This window comes from Mammaliicoccus sp. O-M54 (assembly GCF_022386035.1).
Classification (GTDB): domain Bacteria; phylum Bacillota; class Bacilli; order Staphylococcales; family Staphylococcaceae; genus Mammaliicoccus; species Mammaliicoccus sciuri_A.
In genome coordinates this window covers 319,801-331,952 of sequence record NZ_JAJNJE010000001.1, presented here as the reverse complement: position 1 = coordinate 331,952, position 12,152 = coordinate 319,801, and the positions used below count along the sequence as shown (strand labels likewise).

General features: G+C 32.0%; 10 protein-coding genes. 4 read left to right on the top strand and 6 right to left on the bottom strand.

Annotation, left to right across the window (positions count from 1 at the left end; all coding sequences use genetic code 11):
• Positions 1–38 precede the first annotated feature (38 nt).
• The 6 genes from LQ673_RS01755 to LQ673_RS01730 all read right to left on the bottom strand — a co-directional run bounded on the left by LQ673_RS01755 (position 39) and on the right by LQ673_RS01730 (position 5,278).
• The gene (locus LQ673_RS01755) at positions 39–1,106 is read right to left on the bottom strand and encodes an acyltransferase family protein (RefSeq protein WP_191836712.1); all 1,068 of its coding nucleotides are present in this window, start codon (positions 1,104–1,106) and stop codon (positions 39–41) included.
• A gap of 120 nt (positions 1,107–1,226) precedes the next feature.
• Positions 1,227–1,478 (bottom strand): hypothetical protein, encoded by a 252-nt coding sequence (locus LQ673_RS01750; RefSeq protein ID WP_191836713.1) that lies wholly within the window; start codon positions 1,476–1,478, stop codon positions 1,227–1,229.
• A gap of 8 nt (positions 1,479–1,486) precedes the next feature.
• A complete protein-coding gene (locus LQ673_RS01745) occupies positions 1,487–1,849 on the bottom strand; it encodes a hypothetical protein (protein ID WP_051575415.1) in 363 nt (120 codons plus the stop codon).
• Complete coding sequence (locus LQ673_RS01740; RefSeq protein WP_239744993.1) at positions 1,812–2,954, bottom strand: thiolase family protein; 1,143 nt, start codon at positions 2,952–2,954, stop codon at positions 1,812–1,814. Before LQ673_RS01740 ends, LQ673_RS01745 begins: the two co-directional genes overlap by 38 nt.
• Entirely contained in the window at positions 2,936–4,309 is a 1,374-nt protein-coding gene (locus LQ673_RS01735) for an AMP-binding protein (protein WP_191836714.1), read from the bottom strand. The genes LQ673_RS01740 and LQ673_RS01735 overlap by 19 nt, the downstream gene beginning before the upstream one ends.
• Positions 4,310–4,429: 120 nt before the next feature.
• On the bottom strand, positions 4,430–5,278 hold the full coding sequence (locus LQ673_RS01730) for a WecB/TagA/CpsF family glycosyltransferase (protein ID WP_025905458.1): 849 nt from the start codon (positions 5,276–5,278) through the stop codon (positions 4,430–4,432).
• Positions 5,279–5,475: 197 nt separating this feature from the next.
• On the opposite strand from LQ673_RS01730, the gene LQ673_RS01725 reads away from it, so the two are divergent.
• The 4 genes from LQ673_RS01725 (at position 5,476) to LQ673_RS01710 (ending at position 12,148) form a co-directional block, all read left to right on the top strand.
• Entirely contained in the window at positions 5,476–6,762 is a 1,287-nt protein-coding gene (locus LQ673_RS01725; protein WP_191836715.1) for an LCP family protein, read from the top strand.
• Between the two features lie 18 nt (positions 6,763–6,780).
• The gene (locus LQ673_RS01720) at positions 6,781–7,260 is read left to right on the top strand and encodes a DUF2538 family protein (RefSeq protein ID WP_025905460.1); all 480 of its coding nucleotides are present in this window, start codon (positions 6,781–6,783) and stop codon (positions 7,258–7,260) included.
• A 674-nt stretch (positions 7,261–7,934) separates the two neighbouring features.
• The gene (locus tag LQ673_RS01715) at positions 7,935–8,357 is read left to right on the top strand and encodes a GNAT family N-acetyltransferase (RefSeq protein WP_037588927.1); all 423 of its coding nucleotides are present in this window, start codon (positions 7,935–7,937) and stop codon (positions 8,355–8,357) included.
• A 119-nt stretch (positions 8,358–8,476) separates the two neighbouring features.
• Positions 8,477–12,148, top strand: a complete 3,672-nt coding sequence (locus tag LQ673_RS01710; protein WP_275591729.1) for an N-acetylmuramoyl-L-alanine amidase — start codon at positions 8,477–8,479, stop codon at positions 12,146–12,148.
• The last annotated feature ends 4 nt before the right edge of the window (positions 12,149–12,152 follow it).

Genomic DNA, 12,152 nt, shown 5'->3' with positions numbered 1-12,152 from the left:
AAGCACGTCACCTTTATCAATGAAGGTGACGTGCTTTTTTACTCTACTCTATAATTCCCTTTTATCATTGCGTTAATAGAATTTCTACCAATTATAAATCTAGAAAATGGTATAAATGACACAACAACTGCTAAGCCTACACTTAAAGATAAAGCAAAGATATACGTTGCAATATTATACATAAAGAATTGATCTATAAAATGAAATGTATATTTTGCCATGTAATAGACCATAATTTTATGTGTTAAGTAAATAAAGAATGATATTTCACCTATAAAATATAAAAAGCTTATATTAAAGTTAGACAACTTTTTAGAAATAACTAAGATAACTATAAACGCTAATGCTGAATATATTAAAATATCATAACGGTTAGATTGAACGACTGTTACATCATTTTGATAAATTGAATAAATAACTAAAAGTGTCATGGCACTTAAACTTCCTACTAACCACATAAACTTCTTCTCCATAAACGATAGAACTTCATTGTAGTATCTACCTAAGTAAAACCCAAATACAAAATAGAATAACCAATAAAGAATATTCGTTCTATGGAATAACGGGTAAAATTCATTCCACCAATTCGTATACGTATCATTATCGTACATTAAATATGAATGTGCGAGACTGATCGTAAAGCTGATGACCAGCATAACAACTGGATTAGCTTTACTTAATGCTTTATGGAACATTAAATGTAGAATATAAAATTGGAATATGACAATGACAAACCAACCATACCAATTCCCAATTAATAAATTTTCTTTAAACAACTGCCAGAATGTTTCTTCATTTGCATCTACTTTATACTTTGTATACACATAAAATGTTCCAATTGAAAAGTAAGGAATCATAATATATTTAAAGCGTTTGACTAGAAAGTTTTTCGGTAATTTATCTTTATAAACCATTGAAATCAGTGATTCTGACAAAATAATAAAACACGGCGTTGCAAACAAAATTAATATTTGGAATGTTAATACAATCATGCGATTATGATCTTGTAATTCTACGTCTCTCAAATAATTTGATAATATATGCACTGCTACTATAATTAAGCAAAATATTGCCCTGGCATATGTAATTTCATGTTTTCTATTCATAAGTACTCCAACTCATAATTTTTTGTCACTTATGAAGATTACATGATTTTAAATTAATTGTAAAATAATTATATAGTCTTTTTATAACTAAACTTTTGTTGGATAAATCTTACATTTAATTTATTGCTTTTCAACAATAATCTTTACCATCCCTTGTTGATTGATACATTTAATCTTATTATCTTGAAGTACTTTTTCTAATGTTTCATCTATATAAATTGGATTTTTGTATCTCACAGTATAATGTTGCCACTCAACATCTTCTAACAACCATTCACATACAAGTTGGCCGGGTACAATTTCTTGATGGATTGGATTTGAATCATGAATAATAGTTAAATATTTGTTAACAAGACTAATATCCAATTTCATACTATACCTCACTTTCCAACGAATGTTTGCTTGAGTCGAGTGTATATGTTATCTCCACTTGTAATCGTCAAACTAAATTCGTAAATCGTAAACGACTTTACTTTTTTTATTTTCTCATTTTTTAATTCTGCTTTATAAATTGTATCAACATCTATTGCTTTATACTGTTCAACTGATGTTTCTTTTAAGTAAATCTCTTTTTCTAAAAAACGCTCAAACATTGAAAATTCCGGCCATATACTTGCTAAATACAATACTGGCACAGCGCAGTTATTCTTTTTTATAGGAAGTATTTTTTTATATGCTTCAACATCTTCTTTGTTGAAAATGACGTCAATTATTTCGATTCCATCTTCTAAATAATGTTGCATGTCCCATGCCGCCTCCTATTCCCATTGTTGCTATCGATGTCTCAATTTCTTTCATATGATATAAACGCGTAACGAGGCTAGCACCACTAGCTCCATATGGATGTCCAATAGCTAATGCGCCACCATACAAATTAAATTTATCGTCTGGAATATTTAACATATCTTTTGAAGCAAGAACTTGAGAACTAAATGCTTCATTAAATTCAACACCGTCAATATCGTTCATTGTTAAATGTGATTTCTTTAATAAACTTTCAACAGCAGGTACTGGACCTATACCTAGTAATCTAGGATCTACACCTTTTACAGAACTATCGATAAATTCCAGTCCTTCGCGATAACCTAAAGCAGCCGCCTTTTCTTTACTCATAATTAAAAGTAATACCCCACCGTCATTTTTCATGCAACTATTACCTACTGTTACAGTCCCATCTTTAATAAGTGGTTTTAAACGTGATAACGTTCTTAAAGTTAATTTAGGTTTAACACCTTCATCATGTTGGATCCATTCATTCCCTACTTTAATCGGATAAATTTCATTTGATAAATAACCTTTTTCCATAGCTTTTATTGTCTTTTGATGACTATTGTATGCAAATTCGTCCTGGATTTCTCTAGAGATTTGATATACTTGCGCAACATTTTCAGCCGCTTCAATCATTGAAGGGTCTTCTCCATCAGGCGCAAATGAAGCACGCTCAAAAAATTCTGGTGCGTCATAAACTGATTGTGGTCTTTTGATTTTCCAAGGTGCTCGACTTGTACTTTCAACACCACCAGCAATATAAACTTCACCAGCACCTGCTTGGATCATTCTACAAGCATAAGTGACCGCTTCTAATCCAGCACCACATTGTCTATCTATTGTGACACCAGGAATATCAACCGGCAAACCTGCTTCTAGCAAAGACTTTCTTGCGATATTACCTCCATTACCTACTACGTTTCCTAAAACAACCTCACTTAAATGTTCAAGTGCCTCAGCATGATCAGATAACAAATATTCATATAAAGGTTTCAAGAGTAATTCGGGTTCTAACTGTTTAAAAATGCCGCCATATTTACCGAATGGCGTTCGTTTTGCAGCTACAATAACTGGTCCCATGCTTTTCCTCCTATCTCATAAATAGATTTCATCTTATATCTCGCTATCTTTCCACTAGAAGTATATTTCATCTGTTTAACTCGTATCATTCGAGATGGTATTTCATAACGACTTAACCCACACGCTAACAAATACTCTTTCATGCTTATATATTGCAAATGATCTTTACCTTTATATAATAGAATTGCTATTTCTCCAAATTTATTATGTTGCTTACTTATAATAATTGCCTCATCAACAATATCTAGATTTAATAATTTTTGCTCAATAATCTCTGGATATACGTTTTTACCACCAATAATTAAACGGTCACTTTCTCGTCCATATAAGCGTAGTTCTTGGTCTGCAGAAATTGATGCCCAATCGCCTATTTTAATCCACTCATCGTGGACTTCTTCATTCAAATAACCACTAAATGTCATGTCACTTTTGACATATAACCTGCCTATATTATTTTCATCTTTGTCTTTAATTTGAACTTGTACAGAAGGAAATAGTTTACCTACAGATTCTGAATCTGCTTGTCCATTAATATTGTAACTAATAAAGCTCGCTTCAGAGCTTCCAAAGAATTCAATTAAATCAATATCAGGATACTTATATTTAAATTTTTCAAATATTTGTGTAGATAATTTTGCACCTGATGAAAAAATGCTCGAAACATTCATTAAATGAACGTTATGATTCAATAAACTATATAGCATTGTAGGCACAATAAACATCGTTTGATTTTTACTAAATATATTGATTAATTTATCTAGTATTTGCGTATTAAATTTCTTTTGGCCAATAAATGTTCTACCTGTACATAATGCATAAATCATAGCGTATAGTGTTAAAGAATGTGCATGTGGTCCAGGTGCTATAATAATGTCTGTATGACCATTGAGTAAGTCTTCATTATATTTAAATGATTGAATCCAAGATTGATGATTCCTCATATATGCTTTAGGAATACCTGTCGTCCCAGAAGTAAATCCAATATGTAAGATATCTTGAGGTAATACCGTATTATTTTCTATTTGTCGATATGTTACCTTATTGCTGTCATCTACTAATAACGGAATATGATATAACCTTAATAATTCATACTTTTTCTCTTCAGCTATATAAGGATCTAGGACGCACGGTATAAGTTCACACTTTAAAGCTGCAATATACCATTTTATAAACTGAAGTGGATTTTTCATTGAAATACCAATCATGATATGTTTTGGATATTGTTTTAACGTTGTGGCAATTTTTTCAGATTCTATCAATAAATCGTTATAAGATAAATGCATCTCATCAATATACATGGCAATTTTATCTGCTTTTGTATTTAATTGTTGATTTATAAGTTCCAGTACTTGCATGATCATACCACCTACTTTTATTGTTACCTTTATCATATCATTTAGTTAACAATTGAATAGATAAAATTCTTCATAAAAAAACACCTTAATGTTAAATTTCAACATTAAGATGTTTCTAAATTATCTATTCTTCATATAATCATATTTATTCTTTTTAGGTGTACATGATTTTTGGAATTGAACTTCTTTTAAAAACAGTGGAATTTTAAGTGCTCTATTCACACGTTTTAAATCAGTTATAATTCTATATAACCACTCTAAATTAAGTTTAATAAACATTTTTGGTGCACGTTTAACATTTCCGCTTATGACATCAAATGAGCCGCCTACCCCCATCATTACTGTATGCTCAAAGTGATGACGGTTATAATAAATCCAATCTTCTTGTTTAGGAAAACCCATTGCCGCAAAAATAAAGTCTGGATTAAATTTCTTGATTTTCTTAGTTACTTTATAATCTAATACATGTTTATAGCCATGTTTATGATCAAACGTAATATTTGGATATTGTTCTTCTAAAATTTTGCGAGTTGCTTTAACGCCTTCTTTAGAAGAACCTAATAAGAATACTCTCTTACTACTTGCGTTAGCAATATTCAACATTTCTTCCATTAACTCTATTCCCGGAACACGTTCTTTTAATGGCGTATTTAAATATTTAGCTGCTTTAACAATACCAATACCATCTGGTACAATGTAATCTGCATGTTTAATACGTCGTTGATAGTGATTATTGCTATAAGCATAATGTGCAATTTCAGGATTAGCTGTTACAATAAATAAATTGTCTTTCGTTTCCTGATTTACAAAATACTTAATGCGTTCTACCATTTCATTTGCCGTCAGGTTTGCAAATGGCAAACCTAGAACATTAACGGTTGGAGGCTTAATCACGTCATACGAATTCTCTCTGTTTAACTCTATTTGTTCACTTATACTATTTAAATCTTTTTCTAGTACTTTTGCCATTTGTCTCACCTCTCATTCTTCACTATAATTTACACCATTTCCATAAATTTTACAACAAATTTACATTCTATATTTGATAAGTAGTACACATAATTCATTTAAATTGTTGAATTTTACTTGTATAATCATATATGATGTATAATATGCAAAAATAGATATTTCAAAACACAATACGAATAGAAGGGTAAATATATAATATGAAAAGATTTGCAAAAATAGGTTTACTTTTGATGTCAATAGTACTCATGATTCTACCCGTAGTATTTGGACTCATGCTTTATCTTGAAACTAAAGGTGCGATTAATGATTCATTTCTTGATTCTAAAAAAAGCAAATCATCTTTAAGAGATAAGCCAGTAGATCCTAGTTTAGATCATGTGTCGGTATTATTTTTAGGTGTAGATGATAGTACATCAAGACGTGAAGGTGGTCAAAAAGCTAACCAATCTCGTACGGATGCTATGATTTATACAACATTTAATAGAGATAAAAAGCAAATACGTATGGTTAGTATTCCACGTGATACATTAAGTTATATACCAGCCGTAAAATATTATGATAAAATCACGCACGCTCATGCAATAGATGGGCCAGAAGGTTCAATGGAAAGTGTTGAAAGTACTTTAAACGTTCCAGTAGATTACTATGCAAGAATTAATATGGAAGCTTTTGTTGAAGTTGTAGATGAGCTTGGTGGTATTGAATATGATGTACCATTTGATTTAAACGAGCCTAACACAGAAGATAAAGGACGTATTAAAGTTAAAAAAGGTAAACGTAATTTATCTGGTGACGAAGCACTTGCAGTTGTTCGTTCAAGAAAACAAGATTCAGATTTAGAGCGTGGTAAACGTCAAATGGAAATGATTAAAGCCATTATCAAAAAAGCTCAAGAAACAAATTCTATTAATAAATTAGATGACTTAGTTAAAATCGTTGGTAAAAATGCGAAACACAATTTCACATTTGAAGATATTCAAAACTTAGCAACGACTTATTCATCAAGTAAAGTAAAAATCAAAACAGAACAAATTACAGGAACTGATGCTAATTTCAATGGTGTTTACTTCTTCAATCCTGACTTAGATAATTTATTAGAACTTTCTAATAAACTTAGAAAAGACTTAAACTTACCTAAAACTAAGAAAACAGAATTGATGAATTATCTTATGATTCAAGCGTATGGTGATTTAACACCTTATATCGAAGTATCTAAGAAAAGTCTAAAGAGCGGAAACACATCAGGTGACAACGATTCAGCTGAAACAGTTGAACCAGCTATAGAACCTGATACTGAAGAAACAACAGAGCAGCAGACTGAACAACCGTCTGAGCAACCATCCGAACAGCCTGTAGAACAACCTGTACAACAAACACCTACAGAAGAAGTACCATCACAAGAAGTACCACAACAACCAACACCAGATCAAAGTGGTCAAGCACCAGATCTAAGCGCTCAACAACCTGGTCCAGAAGTTTACTAGGAAAGGAGGCAAATTATGATTCAACGTAAAACATATGAAAAATATGAACAAATCAATACAATGTTTGATGCACTTGAAAATCAAATCATTCATTCTGGAGATTTGTCTCACTTCAGACAAAATTTGTACTATGTTAATCACGAACATCATGAGAATTATGAAGCGTTATTACTATACTATAATCAAGCAAACAACGATCCAATTGTAGATGGCGCTTGTTACATCATTGCCATCCCAGAAATCTTTAATGTTATCAATATCTTTGATAACCCCCTACCTTTTTCATGGGTATATACAGAAACAGGCTTAACAGAAGAAATGAAATCATTAAGTGTTCATTTACAATATCTAGTAGCAGCAGCACTAGAAACAAGCCAAATTCAAATATTTACACCAAGCGGATATACAATGGGTATGACAAATTGGAGCATTCACCAATTAAGATTATTTTGGCAATATACCGCAATCGTTAGAAGACAAGCAGTACAAACGATATAAATTAAAAGCTGAACCGTATAAAGTGGTTCAGCTTTTTTGTGTGGACAGAAATAAGATGGACTTATTGTGAAAATATAGTGTGAATGTTGCTAGATTGGATTGTCTTGCAATATACGAGTGATCTATGTTGCTAGTTTGAGTAGTCTTGCAATATTCGGGGCTTCTATGTTGCTAGTTTGAGTAGTCTTGCAACATTCGGCGGCTCTATGTTGCTAGTCAGCCTCGTCTTGCAATATTGGTGATGTTTATTTATCTTGTTTGCTCAGTCTTGATAAATACAACGCCTCTATTTATCTTGTTTAGACAATCTTGATAAATACAGCGCTTCTATTTATCTTGTTTGGGCAATCTTGATAAATACAACGTCCCTATTTATCTTGTTTGCTCAGTCTTGATAAATACAATGCCTCTATTTATCTTGTTTAGTCAATCTTGATAAATACAGCGTCCATATTTATCTTGTTTGGGCAGTCTTGATAAATACAGCGTCCATATTTATCTTGTTTGGGCAGTCTTGATAAATACAACGCTTCTATTTATCTTGTTTGGGTAGTCTTGATAAATACAAGTTCTTTTTACAAAATATTTGTTATTTATTGAGTTTTTTATTTACTACATCAATTAGAATAATCATAATGTATAATAAATTGAATCAATACAATGGAGGTATCATGATGATTAAAATAGCAGAAAGCGAAAAAGATATACAAGATGGATTAAATATTAGAAAAACTGTCTTCGTTGAGGAACAAGGTGTTTCTATAGATGCAGAGATAGATGAATTTGAAAATGTTTCTAAGCATGTTGTTCTATATCACGATGATAAACCAGCTGCGGTAGGTCGTTTTAGAAATTATAAAGATGGATATGCGAAAGTAGAAAGAGTTGCTGTTTTAAAACCTTATAGAAAATTTGGTTATGGCAAAGATGTAATGAATTTTATTAACGAAAAAGCTAGTGAAGATGGATACAAGGGTACTGTACTTAATGGACAATCTCACGCTAAAGGTTTCTATGAAAAATTAGGTTATAAAACTGAAGGCGAAGAATTCTTAGAAGAAAACATTCCTCACTATTTTATGAAACTAACATTTTAGATAAATTATTAATATCTCAAATATTAAAGTTACATTACATTTCATAAAAAGTTCATCTTTTATTATTAAAAAGCCTTATACTGTTTATAAATAAATACCTATACAAAAGGAGATTGTTTATGGATAAAAAATTCTATTACAAAACCCCCGCACTTGTAGCAATGACATTAGCAGGTACTACGCTTGTAACACATCAAGTTAATGCAGAAGAACAAACAACAAACAAAGAAAATAAAAACATCATTGAACAACACGATAATGCTAGTCAAATTCAAGATGAACAAAAAGAATTAAAAAGCCAATCTTTAAACGTTTCAGGTACGAAAGAATATAAAGATCCTTCTATCATTGATGAACCAAAACAAGAAGTGGAAAATACAGCTGATGCAACAGTACAACCTACTTCTAATGAAGAAGAGCAAAATTCTGATGTAGCTTCTACTGAAGATAATACTGAAATCACTAACAACGAAGACGTTTCTGATGACTCAGTTCAAAATACTTCTAACGAAGAAAAACAAAACTCTGATGTAGCTTCTATTGAAGATAATACTGAAATCACTAACAACGAAGACGTTTCTGATGACTCAGTTCAACCTACTTCTAATGAAGAAGAGCAAAATTCTGATGTAGCTCCTACTGAAGGTAATACTGAAGTTGCGAACAACCAAGAAGTTTCTGAAGATTCAACTCAACCTACTTCTAACAATGAAGACCAAGACACTGTAGTAGCTTCTACCGAAGATAATGCTGAAGTTACAAATAACGAAGAGATTGCTGAGGATTCAACTCAACCTACTTCTAACAATGAAGACCAAGACACTGTAGTAGCTCCTACTGAAGATAATGCTGAAGTTTCAAACAACGAAGACGTTTCTGATGACTCAGTTCAGCCTACTTCTAACGAGGAAGAGCAAAAAACTGATGTAGCTTCTACTGAAGATAACTCTGAAGTTACAAATAACGAAGAGGTTGCTGAGGATACAGCTCAACCTACTTCTACTAATGATGTTCAAAATACTGAAGCGGCTAATAGTACTCAAAATGACAAAGTTCAATTAGAAACTGCTAGTGTTCAACCACGAGTTAGTACTTTTGCATTTAGATCTGTAAGTAGTGCGCCTGTTGTTAAAAAAGCAGTAGCTACTACTAGTTCTTATAGTCCTACAGTAAGTTCATCAATTAATAGTCAAATTAGAAATAATAATTATACAGTGCCGACATATGTTGAAGATTTTTCAAGTCATATTCCTAAAATTCCATATCGTAATGGTGTTGGTAAACCTGAAGGAATTATTGCACATGAAACTGCAAATCCTAATTCAACAATTCAAGGTGAAATTGCATATATGAAAAACAACTACGAAAGTGCTTTTGTACATGCCTTTGTAGATGATAATAATATTATTGAAGTTGCGCCAACTGATTACTTAGCTTGGGGTGCTGGTGGTGTCGCAAATGAACGATTTATACATGTTGAATTAGTTCGTGTTTATGGCGGAGATCGTTTTGCTCGATCTATTAACAATTATGCAGATTATATCGCAACAAACTTATCATATTATGGCTTACCATTTGATAGTGCTGAAAATGATGGTACTGGTACTTTATGGTCTCATGATGCCGTTTCAAGATATTTAGGCGGCACAGATCATAGTGATCCATATGGTTGGTTTGCAGAAAATAATTATACTTTCAATGAGCTTGTAGATTTAGTGAGAGAAAAATATTTATATAAAACAGGTAGCGCAACTCAACCTACTACGCCTGTAGTTTCTAAGCCAAAACCTACTACACCTGTAACGTCTAAACCTAAGACTTCTACGCCTGTAGTTTCTAAGCCTAAAACGACTACTCCTGTAACGTCTAAACCTAAGACTTCTACACCTGTAGTTTCTAAACCTAAAACGACTACTCCTGTAGCGAGTCCTGCTAAAACAGTAGTTGTTAACTATAAAGGTAAAGTTAATACAAATGCATCAGGTGTCTATAGTTCAGTTTATGATACTAAAACAAAATCAGCTGCTAACAAAGTAGGTAAAACATTTAATATCGGTAAACAATCTAACTATAACAACCAAGTATATTATTTATTACAAGATAATAACGGTACACCTTTAGGTTGGGTGAAATCTAGTGATATTCAACTGCAAAATAATACTAAAGCAACTCCTAAACCTGTTGCTTCTAAGAATGTAAAACCTAAAGCAACTCCGAAACCTCTTGCTTCTAACACAGCGAAACCTAAAGCAACTTCTAAACCTGTTGCTTCTAATACTGTAAAACCTAAGGCAACTCCGAAACCTGTTGCTTCTAACACTGCGAAACCTAAAGCAACTCCGAAACCTGTTGCTTCTAACACTGCGAAACCTAAAGCAACTTCTAAACCTGTTGCTTCTAACACTGTGAAACCTAAAGCAACTCCGAAACCTGTTGCTTCTAACACTGTGAAACCTAAAGCAACTCCGAAACCTGTTGCTTCTAAGACAACAAAGGCAAACGCAGTTGCTAAAACGGTTCGTGTTAACTATTTAGGTAAAGTTAATAAAAATATTTCTGGTGTATATACTTCTGTATATGATCAAAAAACTGTACCTGCCATCAACAAAGCAGGAAAAACATTCAAGATTGGTAAACAATCAACTTATAACAATCAAACATATTATCTACTTCAAGATAATAATGCTATTCCATTAGGATGGGTTAACGCTAAAGACGTTCAATTGCAAAAAGCAACAACACAACCAAAAGTTGTTAATAAACCAACTGTTGCTCAACCTAAAAAGACTAATGCTATAAAATCAAGTGCTGTTAACAATCAACTTATTGTCTTAAAAGAGAATTATCAAAACTACTTAATTTTTGATAACAGTGGATACTTCTATAGTGAACCTTCAGTATCTAAAAAGACATTACTCGGTTCATTACAAAACTATCAATATTCATACTTTAAAGTGATTTCATCTCAAAAAGTTGGTAATGAATTATGGTATAAAGGTTTATTAAATGGTAAAACTGTATGGATTAACGCTAAGTATTTACAACTCGCTACAGAATCAACAAATATTTCAACTAGCCCATACACGTTAGATCAAGCTGTTGATATTCAAATGGCATTAAGAAATGGTTCTGAACCTAAAAAAGTATTAGCAAGTGGTATTAGAAATGCTACTAGAGCTGAAGTTAAAGATGCAATGGATACAAGTAAGTATGTAAACGATCCAGTTCAAAAATATCAATTTTTAGACTTAAACAAATCTCAAAATATTTCAGTAACTAAACTAAATGACTTGTTACGTGGAAAAGGAATTCTTGAAAATCAAGGTAGTGCTTTTAGCCAAGCTGCAAAAGCAGTAGGTATTAATGAAATTTATTTAATTTCACATGCATTATTAGAAACTGGTAACGGTACAAGTGATTTAGCTAACGGTGGAGCAATTGACCAAAATGGTAATGTTGATTTAAATGCACAAACAAAATATTATAATGTGTTTGGTGTTGGCGCTATTGATAAAAATGCATTATACGGCGGTATTAAATATGCACAACAAGCTGGATGGAACACACCTGAAAAAGCAATCCTAGGTGGTGCTCAATTTATAGCTAATAATTACATTAAATCAGGACAAAACACACTTTATAAAATGAGATTTAATCCACAAAATCCTGGCGTTCATCAATACGCAACAGGCATAGACTTCGCTAAGTCTAATGCAAAACGAATTAGCGACTTCTATCAACAGATTCAAACAGACGGTCAATATTACGATGTTGACCAATATAAAGCATAATATT